19 protein-coding genes and 1 pseudogene are annotated in these 24,901 nt (G+C 71.7%); 8 read left to right on the forward strand and 12 right to left on the reverse strand.

All coding sequences use genetic code 11. The features are described from left to right. Positions 1 to 48: 48 nt before the first annotated feature. Positions 49 to 888 carry a class I SAM-dependent methyltransferase gene (locus tag Ahu01nite_RS05620; protein ID WP_203835298.1) on the reverse strand — a complete coding sequence of 280 codons (840 nt, stop codon included), beginning with the start codon at positions 886 to 888 and terminating at the stop codon, positions 49 to 51. A gap of 48 nt (positions 889 to 936) precedes the next feature. On the opposite strand from Ahu01nite_RS05620, the gene Ahu01nite_RS05625 reads away from it, so the two are divergent. Then, positions 937 to 1,527 carry a helix-turn-helix domain-containing protein gene (locus tag Ahu01nite_RS05625; protein WP_203835299.1) on the forward strand — a complete coding sequence of 197 codons (591 nt, stop codon included), beginning with the start codon at positions 937 to 939 and terminating at the stop codon, positions 1,525 to 1,527. Between the two features lie 348 nt (positions 1,528 to 1,875). On the opposite strand, the gene Ahu01nite_RS05630 is transcribed toward Ahu01nite_RS05625, so the two are convergent. The 10 genes from Ahu01nite_RS05630 to Ahu01nite_RS05675 all read right to left on the reverse strand — a co-directional run bounded on the left by Ahu01nite_RS05630 (position 1,876) and on the right by Ahu01nite_RS05675 (position 14,635). Beyond that, on the reverse strand, positions 1,876 to 2,994 hold the full coding sequence (locus Ahu01nite_RS05630; protein WP_203835300.1) for an LLM class flavin-dependent oxidoreductase: 1,119 nt from the start codon (positions 2,992 to 2,994) through the stop codon (positions 1,876 to 1,878). Then, complete coding sequence (locus Ahu01nite_RS05635) at positions 2,991 to 4,025, reverse strand: LLM class flavin-dependent oxidoreductase (protein ID WP_203835301.1); 1,035 nt, start codon at positions 4,023 to 4,025, stop codon at positions 2,991 to 2,993. Before Ahu01nite_RS05635 ends, Ahu01nite_RS05630 begins: the two co-directional genes overlap by 4 nt. Beyond that, positions 4,022 to 5,329, reverse strand: coding sequence for an NtaA/DmoA family FMN-dependent monooxygenase (locus Ahu01nite_RS05640; RefSeq protein WP_203835302.1), 1,308 nt, complete (start codon positions 5,327 to 5,329; stop codon positions 4,022 to 4,024). Before Ahu01nite_RS05640 ends, Ahu01nite_RS05635 begins: the two co-directional genes overlap by 4 nt. Further along, positions 5,322 to 6,440, reverse strand: coding sequence for an LLM class flavin-dependent oxidoreductase (locus tag Ahu01nite_RS05645; RefSeq protein ID WP_203835303.1), 1,119 nt, complete (start codon positions 6,438 to 6,440; stop codon positions 5,322 to 5,324). Before Ahu01nite_RS05645 ends, Ahu01nite_RS05640 begins: the two co-directional genes overlap by 8 nt. Next, positions 6,437 to 7,948: an ATP-binding cassette domain-containing protein gene (locus Ahu01nite_RS05650; protein ID WP_203835304.1), complete on the reverse strand. Its 1,512-nt coding sequence runs from the start codon at positions 7,946 to 7,948 to the stop codon at positions 6,437 to 6,439. Before Ahu01nite_RS05650 ends, Ahu01nite_RS05645 begins: the two co-directional genes overlap by 4 nt. Then, positions 7,945 to 8,751: an ABC transporter permease gene (locus Ahu01nite_RS05655; RefSeq protein ID WP_203835305.1), complete on the reverse strand. Its 807-nt coding sequence runs from the start codon at positions 8,749 to 8,751 to the stop codon at positions 7,945 to 7,947. Before Ahu01nite_RS05655 ends, Ahu01nite_RS05650 begins: the two co-directional genes overlap by 4 nt. 1 nt (position 8,752) lies before the next feature. Then, positions 8,753 to 9,655, reverse strand: coding sequence for an ABC transporter permease (locus Ahu01nite_RS05660; protein WP_203835306.1), 903 nt, complete (start codon positions 9,653 to 9,655; stop codon positions 8,753 to 8,755). 5 nt (positions 9,656 to 9,660) lie between these two features. Further along, positions 9,661 to 11,259: an ABC transporter substrate-binding protein gene (locus Ahu01nite_RS05665; protein WP_203835307.1), complete on the reverse strand. Its 1,599-nt coding sequence runs from the start codon at positions 11,257 to 11,259 to the stop codon at positions 9,661 to 9,663. 230 nt (positions 11,260 to 11,489) lie between these two features. Then, positions 11,490 to 13,847: an ABC transporter permease gene (locus Ahu01nite_RS05670; RefSeq protein WP_203835308.1), complete on the reverse strand. Its 2,358-nt coding sequence runs from the start codon at positions 13,845 to 13,847 to the stop codon at positions 11,490 to 11,492. Continuing rightward, entirely contained in the window at positions 13,844 to 14,635 is a 792-nt protein-coding gene (locus Ahu01nite_RS05675; protein WP_203835309.1) for an ABC transporter ATP-binding protein, read from the reverse strand. The genes Ahu01nite_RS05670 and Ahu01nite_RS05675 overlap by 4 nt, the downstream gene beginning before the upstream one ends. Before the next feature lie 144 nt (positions 14,636 to 14,779). On the opposite strand from Ahu01nite_RS05675, the gene Ahu01nite_RS05680 reads away from it, so the two are divergent. The 3 genes from Ahu01nite_RS05680 (at position 14,780) to Ahu01nite_RS05690 (ending at position 17,295) form a co-directional block, all read left to right on the forward strand. Next, complete coding sequence (locus Ahu01nite_RS05680) at positions 14,780 to 16,051, forward strand: sensor histidine kinase (RefSeq protein WP_239158641.1); 1,272 nt, start codon at positions 14,780 to 14,782, stop codon at positions 16,049 to 16,051. Between the two features lie 407 nt (positions 16,052 to 16,458). Then, entirely contained in the window at positions 16,459 to 17,109 is a 651-nt protein-coding gene (locus Ahu01nite_RS05685; RefSeq protein ID WP_275411709.1) for a response regulator, read from the forward strand. Positions 17,110 to 17,121: 12 nt separating this feature from the next. Further along, positions 17,122 to 17,295 carry a hypothetical protein gene (locus tag Ahu01nite_RS05690; RefSeq protein ID WP_203835310.1) on the forward strand — a complete coding sequence of 58 codons (174 nt, stop codon included), beginning with the start codon at positions 17,122 to 17,124 and terminating at the stop codon, positions 17,293 to 17,295. Between the two features lie 73 nt (positions 17,296 to 17,368). On the opposite strand, the gene Ahu01nite_RS05695 is transcribed toward Ahu01nite_RS05690, so the two are convergent. Next, on the reverse strand, positions 17,369 to 17,791 hold the full coding sequence (locus Ahu01nite_RS05695) for an SMI1/KNR4 family protein (protein WP_203835311.1): 423 nt from the start codon (positions 17,789 to 17,791) through the stop codon (positions 17,369 to 17,371). 159 nt (positions 17,792 to 17,950) lie between these two features. Between Ahu01nite_RS05695 and Ahu01nite_RS05700 the strand changes: the two genes are divergently transcribed. From Ahu01nite_RS05700 to Ahu01nite_RS05715, 4 genes and pseudogenes are all read left to right on the forward strand, one after another. Then, on the forward strand, positions 17,951 to 19,447 hold the full coding sequence (locus tag Ahu01nite_RS05700) for a GMC family oxidoreductase (RefSeq protein WP_203835312.1): 1,497 nt from the start codon (positions 17,951 to 17,953) through the stop codon (positions 19,445 to 19,447). A 22-nt stretch (positions 19,448 to 19,469) separates the two neighbouring features. Next, positions 19,470 to 20,420: pseudogene (locus Ahu01nite_RS05705) on the forward strand (quaternary amine ABC transporter ATP-binding protein); the annotation flags it as partial. Between the two features lie 230 nt (positions 20,421 to 20,650). Continuing rightward, positions 20,651 to 22,540 carry an ABC transporter permease gene (locus tag Ahu01nite_RS05710; protein ID WP_203835313.1) on the forward strand — a complete coding sequence of 630 codons (1,890 nt, stop codon included), beginning with the start codon at positions 20,651 to 20,653 and terminating at the stop codon, positions 22,538 to 22,540. Continuing rightward, on the forward strand, positions 22,537 to 24,891 hold the full coding sequence (locus tag Ahu01nite_RS05715; RefSeq protein ID WP_203835314.1) for a GcvT family protein: 2,355 nt from the start codon (positions 22,537 to 22,539) through the stop codon (positions 24,889 to 24,891). Before Ahu01nite_RS05710 ends, Ahu01nite_RS05715 begins: the two co-directional genes overlap by 4 nt. The last annotated feature ends 10 nt before the right edge of the window (positions 24,892 to 24,901 follow it).

The following is a 24,901-nucleotide window of genomic DNA, read 5'->3' on the forward strand; positions in this document are numbered from 1 at the left end:
GACCTCAGGGGAAGGGCCAATAAGTTGATCTTGCAGTATTCGGCAAACTCAGAGCGGGCGGCGGGCCAGCCATAGACTGCGATCGGTACGCACGGTGAGGTCCCCACGGTTCGGCAGGTCCCCGATCAGCGTGTCGAGCTCCGCCAGGTCGGCGGCACCGAGGTCCGCCTCGAACTTCTCCCGCAGGCGCAGCAGCGACACCTCGGCGTACCGGGCGGTGGCCCGGGGCAGCGGGGCGGTCAGCGCGATCGGGAAGTGCTGCTCGGTCTCGACCGTGAAGCCGGCCTTCGCCAGGCGGGCACCCCAGTCGTCACCCATGTGCGGCACGTGCTCCTCGTGCTGGGCCTTGAGCAGGGTGTGCAACCGGGCCTCGACGTTGTCGTCACCGCGCACGAACCGGGGAAAGCCGGTCAGCTCGACGACGGCGAACACGCCACCGGGACGCAGCGCGGTCAGGATCTCGGCCACCACGCGGTCCGGGTCGGCCATGTGGTGCATCGACGCCGACGCCCACGCCAGATCGACCGGCTCCAGGGCGGGCAGCCCCTCGTCCAGATCGGCCTGCTGGGTGCGAATGTTGAGGCCGTGGGCGCGGTGCGCGAGGTGGGCCAGGAGCTGCTCGGAGAGGTCCAGCGCGAGAACCTCGGCCTGCGGGAAGCGCCGGGCCAGGGCGAGCGAGCCGGTGCCCGTGCCGCTGCCGACGTCGACGATGCGGCGGGCGCCGGGGACGGCGGCGTGGACCCTGCCCAGCAGGTCGGCGTGATACTCGTGGAGGACTTCGGCGTCGAGGTCGAGCATCTCGGCGAACGGGTCGGTCTCGTGCTGGTGCTTGTGGTCATGCTTCTGGTCGTGGTCGTGCGGCTGGTCGTGCTTGTGTTCGTGGGCCATGACACGAACGGTAGCGGGGCTTTGCGCGTACGACATAGCATCTTGCGTATGAAGCAAGACGGAGATCTCGACGGTCTGGTCCGGATGCGGATCCGCGGGTTACGGGTGGCCCGCGGCTGGTCCCTCGACGAGCTGGCCGCGCGCTGCTACCTGAGCCCCTCCACCCTCAGCCGCATCGAAACCGGCCACCGCCGCATCGCCCTCGACCAGCTCACCCCGATCGCCCGCGCCCTCGGCACCACCCTCGACCAGCTCGTCGAGCCCGCCGACGACGCCGACGTGGTCATCCGCCCCCACCGCGACGACGGCCGCGGCGTGACAACCTGGCTGCTGTCCCGCGAGCACGGCCCCGGCGGCGTCACCGTCGCCAAGATGCGCATCACCCGCCCGGCCCCCTCCCGCGAGACCATCACCCAGCGCGTCCACCCCGGCCGCGACTGGTTCATGGTCCTCTCCGGCACGATCGAGCTCCTGCTCGGCGACCGCACGATCATCGTCCGCACGGGCGAGGCCGCAGAATTCTCGACCATGGTCCCGCACGTCTTCGGCGCCCACGACGGCCCCGCCGAAATCCTCACCATCCTCGACCAGGAAGGCCAGCGCACCCACCTCACCCGAGGCATCGACCCACCCTCCTGACACCCCTCCCCCTCGCATGATCAGCAGGCCCCTGTGATCGGGCGTCGCCGACATCGAAACCTGGTCGATCGATGAGGGAGGGCGCGGCACCTGTGGCACTGGGCGCATCCAGCCCTGCACCGCCACTTGGAGCCGGCAGAGGCTCCTGGTCCGCCGCCCCTGATCCCCGATATTGCGCCAACCCCAGCGACAGCACAATTTTCTGCGGCGCTACGCGTCAAGTCCAGACAATCGCGTCTTAGCAGATTCCCGGCCCGACGTGATCGGCCCGTGTTTGACAGCTCGCGCCGCAGGAAGTTGCGGCATTCCGGGCCGCGAGGCAACATCCAGCCCGGGGTGGAAATGGGGTTAGCCGTGCCATTCCTTGGCTAGGAGTTCGAAGGAGCGGACGCGGTCGGTGTGGTCGTAGGTCATGGTGGTGACGAGCAGTTCGTCGGCCCCCGTGACGCGTTGCAGGGTCCGGAGCTGGGTGGCTACGGTCTGCGGCGAGCCGACGAACTGCGTCGCCAGCCGGTCCGCCACGAGGTCACGTTCTGCGGGTGTCCAGGCGTGGGCGGCGGACTGGTGTGGGGAGGGGAAGGGGATTGCGCCGGCGCCCGTGCGGATGCTGTGGACCCAGAGGCCGAACGGTTCGGCGATTTCTCGGGCTGTGGCGTCGTCCGGGGCGACCACGACGTCGGCCGACACCATGACGTGTGGCTGAGTGAGGGTTGCGGACGGGCGGAATGCGGCGCGGTAGGCCTCGACAGCCTCGAGGACCTTTGCCGGGGCTACGTGGTAGTTGGCGGCGAACGGGAGGCCGCGGGCGCCGGCGACCTGGGCGCTTTCGCCGCCGCTGCTGCCGAGGAGCCAGATCTGGAGGTCGGCGCCTTCGCCGGGGACGGCTCGGGCCTCGTTGCCCTCGTCGTCGGTGACCGGGCCGGCCAGCAGGGCTTCGATCTGGTCGAGGACCTCGGTGAAGGCGGGGGGCTGGGAGCCGGGCAGGTGCAGCAGCTTGCGGAACAGCGCGGAGCGGGCCGAGGCGAGGATCGGGGCGAAGGAGAACGGTTTCGGGATGAGGAGGCCGTCGACGACGCGTTCCTCGGCGGGTGGGGGCGGGGTGGCGAGTTCCTTGACCGCTTCCTTGGCGCGCTGGCCGGAGCGGCCCAGGCCCAGGTCGAAGCGGCCCGGGTAGAGGGCGTCGAGGAGGCCGAACTGCTCGACGATCGACAGCGGGGTCTGGTGGCCTGTCTGGACCGCGCCGGAGCCGAGGCGGATGCGGGAGGTCGCCGCGGCGATCTGGCCGAGCAGGAGTGCGGGCTGGGAGCTGGCCACGCCGGGGGTGAAGTGGTGCTCGGCGACCCAGTAGCGGGCGTAGCCGGACTGTTCCGCGTGCCGGGCGAGGTCCAGGGTGCGGTGCAGGGCGTCGCCCGCGGTGCCGCCGGCGATGATCGGGGAAAGGTCGAGGATGGACAGCGGGACGCTCATGACGACTCCCCTAACGGCCGGCTCGGGATCTCGCGGCGCAGGACCGGTGCGATCTCGCTCTGGAAGAGCTCCAGCGTCGTACGGTGCTGCTTGTCGGTCAGGCCGTCGCCGTCCGCATGCAGATGCATGACCTCGTGGCCGAACTCGGCGTGGTAGCGCAGGACCTTCTCGGCGATCTGCTGCGGGCTGCCGACGAGGATGGAGCTGCGGTCGATCGCGTCCTCGAGGGTGGTGAACACCGGTTCGAGGCCGAGCCGGCGGAAGGTCGCGATGCGGGCGTCGAAGATCGGGCGGTACGTGTCGATCGCCTCCTGGGAGGTCTTCGCGGCGTAGTAGCCGGCGGAACCCGCGCCGACGAGGGCGTCCGCCGGGTTGTGGCCGTAGTGCTGCCAGCGTTCGCGGTAGTAGCGGATCAGTTCGGCGTACGGTTCGATCGGGTTGGTCACGTTGGCGGAGAACAGCGGGTCGCCGTAGCGGGCGGCGAGGTCGACCGACGCCTGGCTGGTGGCGCTGCCGTGCCAGACCCGGATCGGCTGTTGCAGCGGCCGCGGCCAGGTCTCGGCGTCCTCGAGGGGCGGGCGGAAGCGGCCCGCCCAGGTGACCTTGGGCTCGCGCCAGAGCCGGCGGAACAGCTCGTAGCTCTCGCGGTTGCGGTCCCACTGGTCGTCGGCGGTGACGTGGAACAGTTTGGCCTGCGCGGCGCCGTTGCCCTTGCCGATGATGAGCTCGAGCCGGCCGCCGGAGAGGTTGTCCAGGGTGGCGTAGTCCTCGTACGCGCGGACCGGGTCGAGCAGGCTGAGCGTGGTGACCGCCGTGAACAGCCGGATGCGGGAGGTCCGCGCAGCGATGTGGCTGAGCACGACGGGTGGCGAGGAGGAGATGAACGGGCGCTCGTGGCGTTCGCCCACGCCGTACCCGTCGAAGCCGAGCTCTTCGCCGAGGACGGCGTTGTCGACGACCTCGCGGAACCGCGCCTGGGTGCTCGTGCCGGGGTCGGTGTGCGTGATGAGGGTGATCAGCAGGAACTTCATGCGAGCCCCAGGTTGCCGCGAAGGGTCGTGGACTCGTATTCGGTCCGGAACACGCCCCGCTCCTGCAGCAAAGGAACCACGCCGTCGACGAAGTCGTCGAGGCCGCCCGGGGTCAGGTGCGGGACCAGGATGAACCCGTCGCAGGCGTCGGTCTGGACGTATTCGTCGAGCTCGGCGGCGACGGTGGCGGGCGTACCGATGAAGGACTGCCGGCCGGTGACCTCGATGATCAGCTCGCGGATGCTGAGGCTCTTCTGCTCGGCGATCCCGCGCCACTCGGCGGCGGTGGCCAGCCGGTCGGCGTGCTGCGCGGCGCGGCCCTGGATGATCGACTCCGCGTCCACCTGCGGGTCGATCTCCGGCAGCGGGCCCTCGGCGTCGTACGCCGACAGGTCCGTGTTCCACACCTGCTCCAGCAGCAGGATCGCGGTCTGCGGGCTGACCTGCTGACGCCGGATGTGGTGGGCCTTCTCCTGCGCGTCGGCGAGGGTGTCACCGAGGACAAACGACACCCCCGGAATGATCTTCAAGCTGTCCGGCTCCCGGCCGTACCGGGAAAGGCGGGCCTTGACGTCGCGGTAGAACTCGCGGCCGTCCTCGAGCTGGTGGTGGCGGGAGAAGATCGCGTCGGCCTTGGCGGCCGCGAGCTCCCGGCCGCCGTCGGAGTCACCCGCCTGCAGGATGACGGGATGACCCTGCGGTGATTTCGGTACGCCGAACCGCCCCCCGATGTCGAACTGCGGCCCGGCGTGCCGGAACGTCCCGGTGTCGGCGAAGAAGCCGGCGTCGCGATCCGGGGCGAGGGGCTCCCACGAGTCCCACAGCTCGCGAGCGGTGTCGATGAACTCGCCGGCCCGCGTGTACCGGTCGGCGTAGTCGAGGAAGCCGCCCTTGCGGAAATTCTCGCCGAAGAAGGGGCCGGACGAGGTGACGACGTTCCACGCCGCGCGGCCGCCGGACAGGTGGTCCAGGGTGGCGAGCTGACGGGCCAGCTCGTACGGCTCGTGGAACGTGGCGTTGAGCGTCCCGGCCAGCCCGAGATGCGTGGTGACGGCGGCGAGCCCGGCCAGCACTGTCAGCGTGTCCGGGCGCCCGACGACGTCGAGGTCGTGGATGAGGCCCCGCTGCTCGCGCAGCCGCAGCCCCTCGGCGAGGAAGAAGAAGTCGAACTTGCCGCGCTCGGCGGTGCGGGCGAGGTGCTTGAAGGAGGCGAAGTCGATCTGGCTGCCCGCCTCGGGGTCGCTCCACACGGTCGTGTTGTTCACGCCCGGGAAGTGCGCGGCGAGGATGATCTGCTTAGGCAACGGGGGCTCCTTCCGGGGTCGCGTAACGGTTGACGGCGGGTGGCAGGCCGAGCCTCGACCGCAGCGAGCCGGTGGGCTGCGTGGTGCGGAAGACGCCGCGGTCCTGCAGGACGGGGACGAGCAGGCGGGTGATCGCCTCGAGGTCGTACGGCAGCGCGCCGGGCCGTAACCGGAATCCGTCCACCCCGGCGTCGCGCCACGACAGCAGCAGGTCGGCGAGCTGCTCCGGGGTGCCGGCGAAGATCAGCGCGTCGGACTGCCACGGCTCGGTGAGCAGGGCGTCGAGGCGGCCCCGGCGCTCGTGCGCGGCCGGGGCGTGGTCGTCGAGGAACACCACAAGATCGGCGAAAACCTTGGGACCGGGGACTCTGCGTACGATCTCAGCGGCGTCCTGCGCGTCCGAAGGTGTCACGAACACGAGGTCGGCACTGCGTGACGCGAACTCGTACGGCACGGCGGCGTGTGCGAGCGCGGCGACCACCGGCTGGCCCTGCGGGGACCGCGGCACGATCGACGGGCCCTTGACCGTGAAGAACTCCCCGGCGAAGTCGATGTAGTGCAGCCTGTCCCGGTCGATGTACCGGCCGGTGGCGACGTCCCGGATGATCGCGTCGTCCTCCCAGCTGTCCCAGAGCCGCCGCACCACCTCCACCGCGTCGGCGGCCTCGTCGAAAAGCTCGGACAGCTCGCTCGCGGCCGGGCGCCCGAGCAGCGCCGCCTCACCGGGCCGGGCCGAGACCCGCGCCTGCCAGCCGGCCCGCCCGGAACTGAGGTAGTCGAGGGTGGCGATCGCGGTGGACAGGTGGAACGGCTCGGTGAGCGTGGTGGTGGCGACCGGCACGAGCCCGATGTGCTCGGTCACCGGGGCGACGCGCGACGCCACGAGCACCGCGTCGAGCCGCCCGTTGAGCTCGCCCGGTGCGTCGGTGGGCGGCCCGAACGTGTCCTCGAACGTCACCAGATCGAGCAGCCCCGCCTCGGCCTCCTGGACCAGCCGGACCCAGTAGTCCCCGCGGAACACGTCGGCGGCGTCGTGCGTCGAGGTGCGCCACGCGGCGGGATGCCATCCGAGCCCGTCCAGCGCGACGGCCAGGTGCAGCGGCGATGTCATGAGGAGACCTCCAGCGTCGGTACCGCGGCGAGCAGCGCGCGGGTGTAGTCGTGGGCGGGCCGGGCGAAGACCTCGTCGACGGGTCCCTGCTCGACCACGCGGCCGCCGCGCATCACGAGCAGCCGGTCGGCGAGGTGGTGCACGACACCCAGGTCGTGCGAGATGAACAGCAGCGCGGTGCCGTCGGCCTCGCGGATGTCCGCGAGCAGGTCGAGCACCTGGGCCTGCACGGAGACGTCGAGCGCGGAGACCGGCTCGTCGCAGATGATCAGGCTGGGGCGGGGGGCGAGCGCGCGGGCGATGGCGACCCGCTGGCGCTGCCCGCCGGAGAGCTGCCGCGGGTAACGGTCGAGGATCCGCGCGTCCAGGCCGACACGTTCGAGCAGCGGCAGCGGGGACTCGCCCGGCGGCAGCGCCTCGGCGACGACACGGCGTACGGTCCAGCGCGGATCGAACGATGCCAGGGGGTCCTGCGAGATCAGCTGCAGGTGCCGGCGCAGCAGCCGGCGTTTCCTCTCGCGGACGTTGCTCCACGGCTGGTCCTCGAAGGTCACCGTCCCGGCGGTGGGCTCGGCGAGGCCGAAGAGCAGCTGCGCGACGGTCGTCTTGCCCGACCCCGACTCGCCGACCAGCCCGACGATCTCACCCCGGCCGATGGTCAGCCCGACCTCCTCGACCACGGTCTGCTTGCCGTAGGCCTTGCTCAGCCCCTCGGCCCGCAGCACCACCCCCTCGCGCGGCACCACCGGTGGGCGACGGGTCAGGGTGGCTGCCGCGACAAGTTTCTTCGTGTACGGATGCCGCGCCCCCGCCAGCAGCTCGCGCGTCGGCCCCGACTCCACGATCTCGCCGTCCTTCATCACCAGCACCCGGTCGGCGAGCCGGGACACCACCGCCAGGTCGTGACTGATCAGCAGCAGCGCGGTTTCCGGGCTCTTACGTTCGGCGAGCAGCTCGAGGATCTGGGCCTGCACGGTGACGTCGAGCGCCGTCGTGGGCTCGTCGGCGATCAGCAGCGGCGGGCGGGCGGCGATGGCCGAGGCGATCAGGGCCCGCTGGCGCAGCCCGCCGGAGAGCTGGTGCGGGTACTGCCGGGCGCGGCGTTCCGGCTCGGGCACGTGCACCTCCGCGAGCAGCCGCTCCGGGGTGTCACGCTTGCGGTGCACGCGCAGCACCTCACCGATCTCGGCGCCGACCGTGCGCAGCGGGTCGAGCGAGCCCAGCGCGTCCTGCAGGACCAGACCCGCAAAACCACCGCGGACCGTACGCCAGTCGCGCTCGCTGTGCCGCCGGGCGTCACGCCCCGCCAGCTCCAGCCGGGCAGCGCGGACCTGCGCACCGGGACCGGCCAGCCCGACAAGCGTCCGGGCGGTGACGCTCTTACCGGACCCGGACTCCCCCACGATCGCCACGCATTCGCCCGGCTCGACGGTGAAGCCGATCCCGCGGACCGCGTGCACGTCGCCAAAGCTCACGTGCAGGTCCTCGACGGTTACCAGAGCGCTCATCGGGGGTCCCGTCCCTCGAAGCGATGCTGCAGGTGCCGGCCGGTGACGGTCAGGCTGATGACGGTCAGGGTGACGATCAGGCCCGGCAGCACCGACGCCCACCAGGCGATCCGGAGGTAGCCGCGGCCGTCGGAGAGCATCGCGCCCCACTCGGGTGACGGCGGTTGCGGTCCCATGCCCAGGAAGCTGAGCCCGGCGGCGGCCAGCACCGCCTCGCCGAGCCCGATCATCGCGAGCACCGGGACCGGGCCGAGCACGTTGGGCAGCACGTGCCGCACGACGAGCCGGGCCCGTGATCCACCGTACGCCACGGCCTGTGTGACGTACCCGGCTCGCCGCACGACGAACGTCTGCGCGCGCACGACCCGGGCGTAGTGCGGCAGGGTGGCGATCCCGATCGCGATGATCAGGCTGACGGTGCCCGGCCCGGCGATCGCGATGAACAGCAACGCCAGCAGGAGCAGCGGGAACGCGGACAGCGCGTCGAAGCCGCGGGTGATGGCCTCGTCGGCGTACCTGTGGGAGAGGCCGGCAAGCACGCCCAGCAGGACCCCCGCTGTCACGGCGATCGTGGTCGCGGCCAGGCCGATCGCGAGGCTGTGCCGGGCGCCGTGCACGACCCGGTCGAAGACATCCCGGCCGAGCTGATCGGTGCCGAACCAGTGCGCGGCGCTCGGGGCCTGCAGGACGTGCAGCGGGTCGGCGGCGAGGGGGTCACCGCTCAGCAGCGACGGCACCGCCGCGGCGACGGCGGCCAGCCCCAGGAACGCCGCGGCGGCGAGAACACCGGGTCGTATCGCCATGTCAGCTCCTCCGCAGACGCGGGTCGACGAGCAGGTACGCCAGGTCGGCCACGGTGTTCAGCACGACGTAGACCAGCGCGGACAGCACCACGACGGCGAGCACGACCGGCATGTCCTTGCTGTTCACGGCGGTCAGCGTGACCTGCCCGAGGCCGGGACGCCCGAACACCTGCTCGATGATCACCGCGCCGCCGAGCAGCACCCCGAACAGCCAGCCGAGCAGCGTGACCGCCGGGAGCAGGGCATGGCGCAGCGCATGCCGGACCAGCACCGCACTCTCGCGCAGCCCCCGGGCCCGGGCGGTGACCGTGAACGGCTCGTCGAGGGCCCGGTCGAGGCCGTCGCGCAGCACCTGGGTGAGCACCCCGGCGATGGGCAGCGCGAGCGTGACGGCGGGCAGCACCAGCGCGGCGACGCCATGGTCCCCGGAGACCGGGAACAGCCCGAAGCGGAACGAGAAGATGCTGAGCAGCACGATCCCGATCAGGAACGGCGGCGTCGACACCACGACCAGCTCGGCGGTCGAGCTGACCCGCCGCGCCCAGGGCCGCCGGGTGGTCAGCGCCAGGACCAGCGCGAGCAGGATGCCGAGCACCGCGGCGGACAGCGCGAGCTTGAGCGTGGGCCACACCTGCTCGCCGACGATCGCGCTCACCGGCCGCTGCAGCAGGTACGAGCGGCCGAGGTCACCGTGCGCGGCCCGCCACAGGTAGTCGAGGTACTGCAGGACGGCCGGGCGGTCGAGACCCCACTCGGTGATGATCTGCGAGCGGATCGCCGGGGTGTCCGCGCCGTCCCCGACGATCGTGTCGACGGTGCTGCCCGGGGCCGCGAGCAGCGCCAGGTAGGCGGCGGTCGCGGCGACCCAGAGCACGACGAGCCCGGTGCCGATCCGGCGCAGCACCGCCCTCACTTCGCCAGCCAGACACCGTACGCGCTGACCGGCACACCCGCCGTGGGTTCGAACCCGAGCCCGCCGACGCTCCTGCTCGCCGCGATCTGGTCGGCGGGCGCGTAGAGCGGCAGGACCAGCGCCTGCTGGGTGACCACCTTCTGCTGGATCTTGGTGTACGCGCCGAGCCGGTCGGTTCCCGCGTCCGCCTGTGCCAGCAGCTTGTCGACCTCGGGGTCCGTGACGCCGGTCCGGTTGATGGCCCCGCCGGAGCTCAGCAGCAGGTTCAGTGCCGCACCCGCGTCGGTGTCGGCCCGCGAGTTGTCGAACACCTCGTACGCGCCGTCGGCCAGTGCCTTCGTCGCCGTGCCCTGGTCGACGACGGCGACGTTCAGGTCGATGCCGGCGCTCTTCCTGACGGCGGCCTGCACGGTCTGGGCCAGGATGTCGCGGCGGTCACGGACGAACGGCGCGCTCTGCACCAGGCGTACGGTCAGCCGTTTGCCGTCCTTGATCCGGAAGCCGTCCGCGTCGCGCTGGGTCCAGCCGGCCTCGTCGAGCAGCTGGTTGGCCCGCGCCGGGTTGTTGCCGTACGCGTTCTCCAGGCTCTTGTCGTAGAACGGGCTGGTCGGGCTGATCACGCTCCACGCCCGGGTGGCGGTCCCGCGGTAGACGGCGTCGAGCACGGTGTTCACGTCGAGGGCGTCCCGGAACGCCTGCCGGACCTTCACGTCGTCGAACGGCGCGTGCGCGGCGTTGAGGTAGTAGCTGTACGCGGAACCGGAGTTCAGTCCCTTGCTCAGCGTCAGATCCCCGGTGATCACGGCCTGATCGGTCGCGGGCACCCCCTCGATCACCTGCACCTGCCCGGAGGTCAGCGCCCCGACCCGTACCGACGGCTCCTTCAGGAACCGGTACGTGACCTCGTCCAGGTACGCGGGGCGGCTCCCCCAGTACGCCGGGTTGCGCTTGAAGTGGACCTCCTGGCCCGCGGTGTACCGGTCGAGGATGAACGGGCCGGTCCCCGCGAGCTCGGGGCCGCCCGCCTTGAGGTTCTTCGCAGCCCTCAGCGACGCCGGCGACACGATCGCGCCCTGCGGCGACGAGAGGAAGTCGAGGAACAGCACGTCCGGCGCGGTCAGCCGGAACACGACCGTTGCCGGGTCCGGGACCTCGACGTCCTTCAGGCTGTGCAGCTGGACGGCGGCTACCGCCGGGGCGTACCCGGCGGCTCGCAGTTGATCGATGTTGGCCTTGACCGCGGCGGCGTCGAAAGCCGTGCCGTCACTGAACTTCACGCCGGTACGCAGTGTGAACGTGTACGCCTTGCCGTCGGGTGAAGCCTCGTAGCCGGTCGCGAGCAGGGGCACGTAACCGCCCTTGTCGTCGTGGGTGAGCAGCCCCTCGAACGAGTTCCAGACCAGCAGGCGGGCCTTCGCCTGGGCGTACTGATGCGGGTTGAACGTGATCGGCTCGGTCTCGACACCCCAGGTCAGCGAGCCACCATCAACGGGCTGACCCGCCTCGGCGGAGGTGGTGGCGCTGCCGGAGTCGCAGGCGGCGAGGGCGAGGGAGAGGGTGGCTATGAGGGCGGCGATGGTACGGGTTCTGCGCACGGGGAAATCTCCTGTCGCTGCGTCTTTACTCACTGGAGGACTCGGGTCAGCCTCTCGGGAGGCGGCTGGTCAGCGGCGACAGGACAGGCCGGCCCGCCGGCACAGGTCAATGCTGAGCCGGCGGGTCAGGAGCATCGGGGCGGGCATACCTATTTCCTATAGCCGAAATAGGAATAGCGCAAGGGCGAACCGGGAAAACTGTCGTACCCCACATCCAGAGTCGACGGTGGCTACTCCGTGCGCAGGGCCGTCACCGTGCGGGTGCGGGCCGCCCAGCCGGCCGGGAGCAGCGCGCCCGCCACCGCGATGACCAGGCCGCCCACGGCGAGCAGGAGCACCACGCCGGGGCCGTACGCGTCGACGACCGACGCGGGCAGGGTGAAGCCCGTGCCGCGGCCCATCGCGGCGAGGACCGCGCGCTGGACCAGGACGCCGACGGCCACTCCCGCCGCGCCGCCCGCCAGGCCGGTGAGCACCACCGAGGCGATGACCATCGCGATGGTCTGCCGGGGAGTCATGCCCAGCGCCTTGTGCACGCCGAGGTCGTGGACGCGGTCCCGGGTCTCCAGGACGACCGTGTTGAGCACGCCCAGGCCCGCGACGACCACCAGCAGGACGGTGAGCAGCGCTGTCAGGGCGTCGATGAGGACCAGCATCTCCGGCGGGGAGTGATCCACCGTGTCCGCCACGGCGCCGAGGGGTTCGAGGGCGGTGCTCAGCGCCGCGGCGTACGTGCCGATGTCTGTTCCGTCCTTGACCGTGATGTAGTAGATCTCGGGGGTGAGGCCGAGGGTCGCCTGGTCGGTGAGGATCTGCATGCCGTCCTCATCGATGTTGAAGGCCTCCCCGACGATGCGCACCGGGATGTCCCTGCCTTCGCTGGTCAGGGTCACCTGGTCGCCGACCTTCGTGCCGGTCGCCGTGAGGAACGGGGTCGCGACGACGATCTCGCCCGGTCCGCGGAGCCATCTCCCGGAGACCATCCGGTAGTAGCGCGACGCATCCGGGCCGGTGAGTCCCATCGCGGTCAGCTGCCCGGTCGCGCCCGGGGTGGTCACCTCGGTGCGGGCCGTCCCCAGGTAGCCGCTGGTGCCGGATTGCGCGGTGATGGCGGCGACGACCTTGTCGGGGTCGGTTATCCGGCTTGGCCGGGGTCCCTCCATGGGGGCGGTTATCTGGACCGCGGCGATGTCCTCCACCTCGTCGATGCGGCTCAGCGACGTCGCCAGGCCCACCGCGAACGTGACGGACGCGGCGCCGAACGCGATCGCGGCGATCATCCCGGCCGAGCGCATCGGGCGGGTGAACGGGTACGCCAGGCCGAGGCTGACCGGACGACTCAGCAGCGGGATCCGGCTGGTCAGCCGGGACGCCCACCGGCCACGACCGGCATGCGGGGTGCGGCCCACCGCGAGCGCGTCGACCGTGCGGAGCCGGCCCGCCCGCGCCGACGCCGCCCACGCGGTCAGCGCCACGACGGCGAGGATTCCGGCCACGACCAGGACACCGATCCAGGGAGCTGTGCCGCGGTCCGTCGTACCGTAAAGATCGTTGGTCTTGGTGATGACCGGCAGAGTGCTCAGATATCCGGTGCCGAGACCCAGGACGGCACCGGCCGCTGCCGGGATCAGCGCCTGCGTCACGTACGCCCGGACGACCTGCCCCGGCGTGAACCCCAGCGCCTTCAGAATCCCGATCCGGCGGGTCGCGGAGGCCACCGCCCCGGCGATCACGTTCCCGACGATCAGGACCGCCATCACGATGCCGAGCAGCCCGAACGCGATCAGGAACGGGATCAGCAGCACCGTGTCCCCGACAACGTCACGGCGCACGGCCAGCCAGGACGTCGCGCTGGTCAGCGACCCGGCGGGCAGTGCGGCGGCGATCGCCTCGTTGGCCGCCTCGACCTGTGCCTGCGTCCCGGCGGTCGTGAGGCGGTAGAGCATCTGGTAGCCGGGCTGGCTCGCGGTTTGGTTCTGGTTCTGGCTTTGGTTTTGGTTTTGGTTTTGGGCGGTCTGCCAGGCGGTGACCTGGTCGGGCGGGGCCCAGGCGTCGGCGGTGCGGGTGATCGACCGGGCGAAGCCCACGACGGTGACCACGGGGTTGCCGGGCACGTTGTCGAGTGTCAGCTCCGTCCCGGTCGCCAGCAGCGGACCGTTGAACCGGCCGTTCGCGGCCAGGACGATCTCTGCAGGACCGGTGGCCCACCGCCCCCGGGTCAGGGTGAGCTCGTCAACCGCGCTGTCCGGGGTGCCGCGCCCGGCCACTTCCATCGGCGGCATCCGGAACTGCCCGCTGCCCGCACTGACCGTCGCCAGCGGGAACGGCCCGGCCACGGCGGCGACCCCGGCGGCCGTGGCGGTCGCGTCCAGCTGCGCCGGAGTCGCCTTCGCGGGGTCGATCCGCACAGCGAGATGCGCACCGTGATGCTGTTGGAACGCCCGCTCGAACGGCCCCCGCGACGCCACGCTCAACGAAGCCCCGAGCACCGCCGACGTCACAGCGACCATCACCACGAGCCCGGTGACGATCGTCGGCACCCGCCGCCGCGCCACACCCGACCGCACCACCTTCCCGAGCGCACTCATCGGTCACGTCCCGCCGCGTCGTCGCCGGTGGCGCGGTTCCGGCCCTCGGCCCCGGACGGGGTGACCCGGGCGCCTGCGCGGCCCTCCGCGCCGGACGGGGTGACCCGGGCGCCTGCGCGGCCCTCGGCGGCGGATGGGGTGATGCGGCCGTCGAGGAGGCGGATGGTGCGGGTGGCGCAGGCGGTGGCCAGGGTGAGGTCGTGGGTGACCAGGATGATCGTCTGGCCGTCGGCGTGCAGCTCGGTGAGGAGTTTGCGGACCTCCTCGCCCGAGGCGGTGTCCAGGGCGCCGGTCGGCTCGTCGGCCAGGAGCAGCGCGGGGTTGTTCATCAGGGCGCGGGCGACCGCGACCCGCTGGCGTTCCCCGCCGGAGAGCCTGCCCGGGTAGGCGTCCGAGTGCCTCGAGACGCCGAGGCGGGCGAGCAGGTCAGCGGCGCGGCGTTCGGCGTCGGCACGGGCGGTGCCGGCGAGCTGGGCCGGGAGCATCACGTTGTCGGACACGGTCAGGTCATCCAGAAGGTTGAAGAACTGGAAGACCAGGCCGATCCGGGCCCGGCGGTAGCGCGCCGAGGCTGCTTCGCCTAGGCGGTCGACCCGCACCCCGTCGACGGTGACCGTGCCGGTGGTCGGGTGGTCCAGGCCGGCGACGAGGTTCAGCAGCGTGGACTTGCCGCTGCCGGACGGGCCGAGGATCGCCACCGCCTCGCCCGGGGCGACGCTCACGCAGATGTCGTCCAGCGCCGGCGGACCCTCGTCGTAGCGGCGGGTCACATCACACAGTTCGATCATGGAAACTCCAAGGTGGAAGAGGATCCCGACGCTAGGAGAGAGGCGCGGCCGCGCGCGTCAGCACTGAGTCGTCATCCCTGCGATGTACGCGGCCCCGACCTGAGACGGATACCGCCGGCGCGGGCGGACGGCCAGAATGGAGCGGTGAAGCCGCGTCTCGTGAAGGACCCCGGGCTGCCCCCGCCGCTGTCCCGCCGGGGCTGGTTCTTCGACGCCGCGCTGGCGCTCGGCATGGGCCTGATCGCGATCCAGGCCGGCGACTCGAGCTACGGGGACGCCCCGGCGCCCTGGCCGGTCACCATCCCGGACGGGCAGGGCGGCATGCCGGTCGCACCGGTCGCACCGCCCGGGCCGGGGCAGCGCGTCTGGCCACCGCTGCTGCCGGTCGAGGAGCACATGACCAGCGGGACGGTCGCGCTGCTGCTGCTCGTCGTGGCGCCACTGGCGTTCCGGCGCCGATATCCGCTGGGCTCGCTGTGGGCCGTGCTGGTCCTGGCGGTCACGGTCCAGGACAATCCCGCCGCGCTGCGGTTGTCGTTCTTCGCGTGCGTCGTCGCGGGGTACGGCGCCGCGGTGTTCAGCCCCTACCGGCTGCCCGCGCTGGCGAGCCTCCCGGTCGCCGCGATCCTGCACACCGCGCTGCAGACCGACGCCAGCTCGGTGTCCGACGGCGCTATCCCCTTCCTGATCATGCTGCCGATCGCGGTCGCGGCATACGGTCTGCGCCGCTGGCGGACCCGGGCCGACGAGAGCCGGGAGAAAATGTCGACGATGGAGCACGAGCGGATCGAGGCGGTGCGGCGTGCCACCGAGCACGAACGAGCCCGGATCGCCCGGGAGCTGCACGACGTGGTCACCCACAACGTGAGCGTGATGGTGATCCAGGCCGGAGCGGCACGCAAGGTCATGGACGCCGCCCCCGATCAGGCCCGGGAGGCACTGCTCGCGGTCGAGGCCGGTGGCCGGTCGGCGATGACCGAGCTACGCCAGGTGATGGGCCTGCTCACGATGCCCGGCGACGACGAGGACGAGCTCACCCCGCAACCGGGCCTCGACGGGCTGGACGAAATCGTGCGGCGGACGCGGGCTGCGGGCGTACCCATCGACCTGGCAGTGACCGGCGACCGGCGTGAGGTGCCCGCCGGGGTGGAACTCACCGTCTACCGGCTGGTCCAGGAGGCCCTCACCAACGTCGTCAAGCACGCCGCCGGCGCCCGCGTCCTGGTCCGCATCGGCTACGGCGCCGACGGCCTGGACGTCGAGGTCGCCGACACCGGCGGCCGCGCAACCACCACGACCGGCACCGGGCGAGGCCTCATCGGACTCCGCGAACGCCTCGCCGTCTACGACGCGGCCCTGCAAGCGGGCCCGTCCCCCAACGGCGGCTGGTCCGTCCACGCCAGGATCCCGGCATGACCACGGCCCCCGCCCCGAACGGTCCGTCCGCGACGCCGCCACAGCACTCAACGCGCTGGTCCCGGGCCGGTGGCAGGAGGACGCTCATGGGTCCGAGCGAAAGCCCTGCCATGACCACGGCCCCCAGTCTGCGCGGTCCGAGCGAGAGTCCCGGCATGACCACAGTGCCCGATCCGAGCGGTCCGGGCGAGAGTCCCGGCACGACCACAGTGCCCGATCCGAGCGGTCCGAGCGAGAGCCCCGGCATGACCACAGTGCCCGGCCCGAGCGGTCCGAGCGAGAGTCCCGGCATGACCACGGCCTCACCGCCGCGCGGCCAGGGTGAGAGTCCCGGCATGACCACGGCCTCACCGCCGCGCGGCCAGGGTCAGAGTCCTGGTGTGATCACGGACTACGGGCCAGCCGGCGTGGGCGCGGGGCCCCGGGTGGTGGTCGCTGACGATCAGGCGCTGGTGCGGGCCGGGTTCCGGATGATTCTCACGGCTGACGGCATCGACGTGGTGGCCGAGGCGACCAACGGCGCCGAGGCCGTCGATGCGGTCAGGCGGCACCGGCCCGACGTGGTGCTGATGGACATCCGGATGCCCGGGACGGACGGTCTGGCGGCGACCCGGCAGATCATGGCGGGTGCTGACGCGACGCCCCGGATCATCATCCTGACGACGTTCGATCTGGACCATTACGTCTACGCGGCGCTGACCGCCGGGGCGAGTGGCTTCCTGCTCAAGGATGTCACCCCGGAGCACCTCGTCGGCGCCGTGCGGCTGGTCCGCGACGGCGATGCCCTGCTCGCGCCGTCTATCACCCGGCGCCTGGTCGAACGGTTCGCCCGCGGCGAGACCGAGCCGCCGCCCGACCTGGCGGGCCTGACCAAACGGGAGCTCGAGGTGCTCGCCCTGCTGGCCCAGGGTCTGAGCAACGCCGAGCTGGCCGCGCGGCTGTACCTGTCCGAGGCCACGGTGAAGACCCACGTCGCCCGCATCCTGGGCAAACTCGGCCTGCGCGACCGGGTCCAGGCGGTCGTGGCGGCCTACCGCACCGGCCTGGTGACCCCCTGACGACCGGCCTGGGTGAAAACCCACGTCGCCCGCATCCTGGGCAAACTCGGCCTGGGCAAGCTCGGCCTGGGCAAGCTCGGCCTGGGCAAGCTCGGCCTGGGCACCGGCTTGGTGAACCCTGACCGGCCTTCGCGACCCCCAGCCCCGACCGGCCTCCGCGCTCCGGGCTCCACGCGGCACGGGTGACCCGACCGGCCTGGTGCCCCCGTAGGGGGAACCGCGGCGCACCGGCGTGCCCCGTGGGGCGCGGCCACGGCTCCTAGAAATAGTCCTCGATCAGTACGCGGGTGAAGTAGTCGGCTAGGTCGACGGCCACCGGGCGGCGCTCGTCGGTGTCGCGGTCCCAGACGAGGATGTGCGCCGGGCTCATCGCGTCGTACGCGACCCGGTCGTTGCCGCCTCCGCTGTCGCCGAAGACGACCAGGGTTTCGCGTTCCTTGAACTCCGGCAGCTGGCGGAGTTCGGTGTTGTCGTGCACGATGCGCGCGATCGGCCATACGAGGTCCTGGCCGTCGGGGGCCCGGATGCCGTCGGTCTCGGCGAGCATCGCCACCAGGTCGTCGGGCAGGGGGGCACCGAGCAGGTCACCCGCCACCGACAGCGCGCCTGGTGGCGCGCCCTCGGTGAGCTGGGCGGACGGCAGCACCGCGAGAACCACATCGCGCCAGGAGACGGCCAGCATGGTTGGCATCCTACGAGAGGGCCGGGGCAGGATCCGAGGGTTTGTTGCGCATAGGTAAAAGTCTGCGTTGACCATTGACCCTCGATAGTGGATCACCCGAAGCTGTGACCACACAGCGACACAAGGTGGTGGCGACAGCTGGAAACGGCCGAGTACGACGTGGTGATCGTGGGGGGCGGAACCGCCGGTGCGGTGGTGGCTGCCAGGTTGTCGGCCGATCCGGGCGTCCGGGTCTGCCTGATCGAGGGCGGCCCGTCCGATGTGGGCGACCCTCGCATCCTGCACCTGCGCAACTGGCTGAACCTGCTCGAATCGGAGTTCGATTACCAGTATCCGACCGTGCCGCAGCCACGGGGGAACTCGCACATCGTGCACTCTCGGGCGAAAGTGCTCGGCGGGTGCTCCTCGCACAACACCATGATCAGCTTTCTGCCCCCGGCGGAGGATTTCGCCGACTGGGTGGCCGCGGGGGCGTCCGGCTGGTCGTACGGGGAGATGCTGCCCTACTGGGAGCGGCTGGCGATCAACATCGTCCCGGTCCGGGAACGCAACGCCCTGGCCGTCGACTTCATCAGCAGTTGCACCAAGGCGCTGGGCGTGCCCGTGCGCCCGGACTTCAACGCGCAGCCGTTCTCCGACGGCACCGGCTTCTTCCCCGTCGCGTACTACCCCGACTCGGGCATGCGGTCGTCGTCCTCGGTCGCCTACCTGCATCCGGTCCTGGACCGGTCGAACCTGACCGTGCTCACCGACACGTGGGCGTACAAGCTGGAGACCAGCGGCGACCAGGTCACCGGCGTGCACGTCCAGAGCGGGGACAAGACCGAGATCATCAGGGGCGGAGAGTACGTCCTGAGCGCCGGCGCGATCGACACCCCGAGACTGCTGCTCCTGTCGGGCATCGGGCCGGCCGAGCAGCTCACCGCGCTCGGCATCGACGTGGTGGCGGACGTCCCCGGCGTGGGCGAGCACCTGCTCGACCACCCGGAGTCGCTGATCCTCTGGGAGGCGTCGCGCCCGGTTCCCCCGGAGACCGCGATGGACTCCGACGCGGGGCTCTTCATCCGCCGCGACCCGCAGGGCACCCGCCCGGACCTGATGTTCCACCTCTATCAGATCCCGTTCACCACCAATACCGAACGCCTCGGTTACGACGTGCCGATGCACGGTTTCGGGATGACCCCCAACGTGCCACGCCCGCGCAGCCGGGGCCGCATGTGGCTGACCAGCGCGGACCCGCACACCAAGCCGGCGCTGGACTTCGGCTACTTCACCGACCCGGACGGCTACGACGAGCAGACCATCGTCGACGGGCTGCGGCTGGCCCGCGAGGTCGCCGCCACCGAACCGTTCGCGAGCTGGATCACCCGGGAGATCGCGCCCGGGCCGGACCTGCAGACCGACGAGGAGCTCTCCGCGTACGGAAGGGCCGCCCACCACACCGTCTACCACCCGGTCGGGACGTGCCGGATGGGCGCGGCCACCGACGAACTCGCCGTGACCGACCCGGAGCTGCGGCTGCGCGGCTTCACCAACGTCCGCATCGCGGACGCCTCGGTCTTCCCGGCGATGACCTCGGTCAACCCCGTCGTCGCCGTCCTCATGGTCGGCGAGAAGGCAGCGGACCTCATCGCGGGCCACGACACCACCACCTGACAGCCAACCCGAGGGACCGGACATGCCCACCACCATCGACGTGGACCACCTGTGGAAAGTGTTCGGCCCCCGGCCCGACCGCGTCCCCGGCTCGCCACTCGCCGACCTCTCCCGCCCGGAACTGCGTACGAAAACCGGCAACGTCGTCGCCGTGCACGACGTCAGCTTCGCCGTCGAACAGGGCGAGGTCTTCGTCGTCATGGGACTGTCCGGCAGTGGCAAGTCCACCCTGGTCCGCTGTCTCACCCGCCTGATCGAACCCACCGCCGGCGAGGTCCGCATCGACGGCCGGGCAGTTCGCGAGATGAACCCCAGACAGCTGCGCGACCTGCGCCGCCACGGCGTCGCCATGGTCTTCCAGCACTTCGGCCTCCTCCCGCACCGCGAAGTGATCGACAACGTGGCATACGGCCTGGAGATCCAGGGCACCTCCCGCGCGGCGCGCCACAAACGGGCCGGCGAGGTCCTCGACCTCGTCGGGCTGACCGGGCATGAACACCAGTTCCCCGACCAGCTCTCCGGCGGCATGCAGCAGCGCGTCGGCCTGGCCCGGGCGCTGGCCACCGACCCGGCCGTCCTGCTCTTCGACGAGCCGTTCAGCGCCCTCGACCCGCTCATCCGCCGCGACATGCAGGCCGAGGTGCGCCGGCTGCACGCCGAGGTCGGCAAGACCCTCGTCTTCATCACCCACGACCTTTCCGAAGCCCTCACCCTGGGCGACCGCATCGCCGTCATGAGAGACGGCGCCCTCGTCCAGGTCGGTACGCCCGAAGAACTCGTCGGCGCCCCCGCCGACGACTACGTCACCGATTTCGTCCGCGACGTCCCCCGCGCCGACGTCCTCACGCTGCGCTGGATCGCCCGCCCTCGCCGCGCCGACGAGACCCCCGACGGCGAACCCCTGCCGGAAGGCACCCTCATCCGCGACGCCATACCCCGCATCCTCCGCGCCAACGGCCCGGTCCGAATTGTCCCCAGCCCAGGCGCAGGCGGGGCAGGCGCGGGAGGGGCAGGCGCTGGCGGGCCAGGCGCGGGCGGGGCGCGGGCAGGCGGGTCGCGGGCAGGCGGGTCGCGGGCGGCTGGACCGGGCAGATCCGGGACAGGCGTGGCCGGGGCGCGGGCAGACGGCTCGGGCGCGGACCTGGTTGTCGGGGTTGAGGAGTTGCTGCCCGTCATCGCGGGGCACGGCGACCGGGTGCCCGCGTGACCGCCGCTTCCGCGTCGTGGACGGGCCGGATCTCGCGCCTGCCCCGCCCCGGGAGACGTACCTATGTCGGGGTGCTGGCCCTGGTGACCGTGGTCGCCTATCTGGGGGTGCGCACGACGGGGGCCGCGGACAGTGACAGCAGTGCGGCGTTCCGCTTCTTCACCGACGTGCGCACCTGGGTCGACGACAACCGGGACACCAGCCCGGTGTTCCTCTACGGCATCAACTACGTGCGGCTGGGCGTGGTCGAGCTGGTCGGCGCGGTGCAGTCGCTGCTCTACGCGCTCGGCGGCGCCGGGCTGGTCGCCGCGGCCGGGGCGCTCTCGTTCGTGCTGGCCGGGTGGCGGGCCGCCGTGCTCGCCGTCGCCGGGTTCTGCAGCCTCGGTGTGCTCGGGTTGTGGGACGAGAGTGTCGACACGCTGGTCCTGACGCTCTCCGCGGTGCTGCTGTCGGTGCTGATCGGGGTGCCCATCGGAGTGCTCGCCGCGAGGGTCCGCGCGGTCGGTGCCGTGCTGCGCCCGGTGCTGGACGTCATGCAAATCATGCCGACGTTCGCCTACCTCGCCCCGATGACGCTGCTGTTCCTGATCGGCTCGCCCGCCGCGGTGATCGCCACGCTGATCTACGCGCTGCCGGTGACGATCCGGATCACCGAGCTGGGCATCCGCGAGGTCTCCCCCACCACCGTCGAGGCCGCCACCGCGCTCGGCTCGACGCGCTGGCAGGTGCTGCGCAAGGTGCGGCTGCCGATGGCCGCGCCCGCGATCGTCCTGGCCGTCAACCAGACGATCATGATGGCGCTGTCCATGGTGGTCGTCACCGCGCTGATCGACGCGCCGGGTCTCGGCGAGAACATCATCCAGGCCCTGGAACGGGTCAACGTGGGTGCGGCCTTCGACGCCGGTCTCGCCATCGTGATCCTCGCCATCGTCCTGGACCGGGTCACCACCCGCGCCGCGACCTACCGCCGCCGCGGGATCCGGGTCACCGCCGCGGCCGTGGCCGCCGCCGTCGTGGTCGCGCTGATCCCGTGGGGCGACTCCTTCCCGGCGTTCTCCTTCGCGAAGCCGGTCAACGACCTGTCCCACTGGGTCGAGCTCCACTGGTACGACGCGACCGAGGCGATCAAGAACGCCGTCAGCGCCGCCCTGCTCAACCCGCTCGAATCCGTGCTGACCACCACCCCCTGGTGGTTCTTCGTCCTGGTCGTCGCGGTCTTCGGCACGCTGATCAGCGGCTGGCGCTCCGCGGTGATCGCCGCCCTGGCCGCCGCAGGCATCGCGGGGCTCGGCCTCTGGCTGCACGCCATGCAGACCCTCGCCACGGTGCTGGTCGCCACGCTGGTCACCATGGCGCTCGGCGTCCTGCTCGGGGTGCTCTGCGCCCGTCATGACCGCTTCGCCGCCGGGTTGCGTCCCCTGCTCGACGCCGCGCAGACCATGCCGTCGTTCGTGTATCTGCTGCCCGCACTGGCGCTCTTCGGCGCCACCCGGTTCACCGCGATCGTCGCCGCCGTCATCTACGCCGTCCCCCCGGTCGTCCGGCTGGTCGAACGCGGCATCCGCGACGTCCCGGCCACCGTCGTCGAGGCCGCGCTCTCGGCCGGCTCGACGCCCCGGCAGCTGCTCTGGAAGGTCCAGCTGCCGATGGCCCGCTCCGGTCTGCTGCTCGCCGCCAACCAGGGCATCGTCATGGTCCTCGCCATGGTCGTGGTCGGTGGCCTGGTCGGCGCAGGCGCGCTCGGATACGACGTCGTGGCCGGTTTCGCCCAGCGCGAGGACTTCGGCAAGGGCCTCGCCGCGGGCTTCGCGATCGTGCTGCTCGGCGTCCTGCTCGACCGTCTCACCCAGGGACTCTCCCGGACCCCCGCGAAGGGACACTCATGACAGACCGGTCGGCGCGCAAGATCGTGATCATCGGGGCGGGGATCGTCGGGTGCGGGCTGGCGGACGAGCTCACCCGCCGCGGCGAGACCGACGTGACCGTCCTCGAGCAGGGCCCCCTCGAGGACACCGGCGGCTCCAGCTTCCACGCGCCCGGCCTGGTCTTCCAGACCAACCCCTCCAAGACCATGGCGGAGCTCGCCCGATACACCGTGGAGAAGTACGCCGAACTGGGCTGCTTCGACGCCGTCGGCAGCCTCGAGGTCGCCACCACCCCCGAGCGCCTCGCCGACCTGCACCGCCGGCACGGTTTCGCCACGTCGTGGGGTATCGAGGCGTCGCTGCTGGGCCCCGAGGAGTGCGCCGAGCGATACCCGCTGCTGGGTGACACCGTGCTGGGCGGCCTGCTCGTGCCCGGGGACGGCCTGGCCCGCGCCTCCGCCGCCTGCCACTTCCAGGCCCAGCTCGCGATCGACCGGGGCGCCCGTTTCCTCGGCGGCCAGCGGGTCGTCGAGATCGCGCAGCAGGACGGCCGGGTGACCGGTGTCCGCACCCCCGACGCGTTCCACCCCGCGGACGTCGTGGTCAGCTGCGCCGGATTCTGGGGGCCGGTCATCGGCGCGCTGGCGGGGGTGACGATCCCGCTGCTGCCCATGGCCCATCAGTACGCCTACTCGTCCACGCCCGCCGAACTGCCCGAGACCATCCTGCGTCACCAGGACCGCGACCTGTACTTCCGCTCCCACGGCGCGCAGCTCGGCATCGGCTCCTACCTGCACCGCCCGATGCCGGTCGACGTCGCCACCCTTGACGGCTCGATCATGGCCTTCACCCCGGCGGACTTCGCCGAATCCTGGCAGGCGGCCACCGAGCTGCTCCCGGTGCTGGCGGACGGGCAGGTGGACCGCGGCTTCAACGGCGTCTTCTCCTTCACCCCCGACGGTTTCCCGCTGCTCGGCGAGGCCCGGAGCCTGCGCGGCTTCTGGACCGCCGAGGCCGTCTGGGTCACCCACTCCGCCGGCGTGGCCCGGGCGATGGCCGAATGGCTCGTCGACGGGCGGCCCGCCGTCGACCTGCACGAGTGCGACCTCAACCGCTTCGACGCGGCGCAGCTGTCCGCCTCCTACGTGCGGGAACGCTCCATCCGCAGCTTCATCGAGGTCTACGACATCGTGCACCCGCTCGACCCGCCGTCGGTGCGCGGACTGCGGGTCAGCCCCTTCCAGGAACGCCAGGAAGCCCTCGGCGCCGTCTTCGGCGAGGCCGGCGGCTGGGAACGCCCGCTCTGGTACGAGTCCAACGCCGCGCTGGCGACCGTCACCACGCCCCGGGACGAGTGGTCCTCCCGGCACTGGTCGCCGATCGCGGCGGCCGAGGCGCACGCGACGCGTAACGGGGTCGCTCTCTACGACATGACACCGCTGACACGGCTCGAGGTCCTCGGCCCGGTGTCGTTCCTGCAGGGCCTGACCAGCAACGACGTGGACCGGCCCGTCGGCGCGGTCGTCTACACCCTGCTGCTCGACGACACCGGCGGCATCCTGAGCGACATCACCGTCGCCCGGCTCGCCGAGGACCGTTTCCAGGTCGGCGTCAACGGCCCCCTCGACCTGGACCGCCTGCTGCGGCTCGCCCCACCCGGTGTCACCGTCCGCGACATCACCGGCGGCACCTGCTGCCTCGGCGTCTGGGGCCCCCTCGCCCGGGAGCTGGTCGCGCCGCTCGCCGACATCGACGTGTCGCACCAGGGCTTCGGCTACTTCAAGGCCCGCGAGGGACATCTCGGCGACGTCCCGGTCACCATGCTGCGCGTCTCCTACGTGGGCGAACTCGGCTGGGAGGTCTACACCCGCGCCGACCTCGGACGGCGGCTGTGGGACACGCTCTGGGCAGCCGGTGCCGCGCACGGCGTGATCGCGGCCGGCCGGGCGGCCTTCACCAGCCTGCGCCTGGAGAAGGGCTACCGGGCGTGGGGAGTCGACATGACCGCCGAGCACGACCCCTACGAGGCCGGGCTGGGCTTCGCGGTGCGCCTCGACCGCGGTGACTTCACCGGCCGGGCCGCTCTCACCGACCGGCCGCCGCCGCGACGCACACTCACCTGCCTGCTGCTCAACGACACCGGGGACGTGCCCATGGGCCGCGAACCGGTCTATGTTCGAGGTGTTCCGGCCGGTTACGTCACCAGCGCGGCCTACGGTCACACCGTGGGGGCGCCGATCGCCTACGCGTGGCTGCCGGCCGGGCTGACCGTGGGTGACACCGTGCGGATCGGCTACTTCGACCGTCTCCTCGACGCGACCGTGGCAGCGGAGCCGCTGGTCGACCCGAAACACGAACGCATCCGGCGATAGGGGTTCACTG

This window comes from Winogradskya humida, from assembly GCF_016862215.1.
Taxonomy (GTDB): Bacteria; Actinomycetota; Actinomycetes; order Mycobacteriales; family Micromonosporaceae; genus Actinoplanes; species Actinoplanes humidus.

Bases quoted from the DNA above. Each gene is read 5' to 3' on its own strand.
- Ahu01nite_RS05620 (WP_203835298.1), bottom strand. From the start codon at position 888: ATGGCCCACGAACACAAGCACGACCAGCCGCACGACCACGACCAGAAG.
- Ahu01nite_RS05625 (WP_203835299.1), top strand. From the start codon at position 937: ATGAAGCAAGACGGAGATCTCGACGGTCTGGTCCGGATGCGGATCCGC.
- Ahu01nite_RS05650 (WP_203835304.1), bottom strand. From the start codon at position 7,948: ATGAGCGCTCTGGTAACCGTCGAGGACCTGCACGTGAGCTTTGGCGAC.
- Ahu01nite_RS05655 (WP_203835305.1), bottom strand. From the start codon at position 8,751: ATGGCGATACGACCCGGTGTTCTCGCCGCCGCGGCGTTCCTGGGGCTG.
- Ahu01nite_RS05715 (WP_203835314.1), top strand. From the start codon at position 22,537: ATGACAGACCGGTCGGCGCGCAAGATCGTGATCATCGGGGCGGGGATC.
- Ahu01nite_RS05645 (WP_203835303.1), bottom strand. From the start codon at position 6,440: ATGACATCGCCGCTGCACCTGGCCGTCGCGCTGGACGGGCTCGGATGG.
- Ahu01nite_RS05630 (WP_203835300.1), bottom strand. From the start codon at position 2,994: ATGAGCGTCCCGCTGTCCATCCTCGACCTTTCCCCGATCATCGCCGGC.
- Ahu01nite_RS05695 (WP_203835311.1), bottom strand. From the start codon at position 17,791: ATGCTGGCCGTCTCCTGGCGCGATGTGGTTCTCGCGGTGCTGCCGTCC.
- Ahu01nite_RS05675 (WP_203835309.1), bottom strand. From the start codon at position 14,635: ATGATCGAACTGTGTGATGTGACCCGCCGCTACGACGAGGGTCCGCCG.
- Ahu01nite_RS05670 (WP_203835308.1), bottom strand. From the start codon at position 13,847: ATGAGTGCGCTCGGGAAGGTGGTGCGGTCGGGTGTGGCGCGGCGGCGG.
- Ahu01nite_RS05635 (WP_203835301.1), bottom strand. From the start codon at position 4,025: ATGAAGTTCCTGCTGATCACCCTCATCACGCACACCGACCCCGGCACG.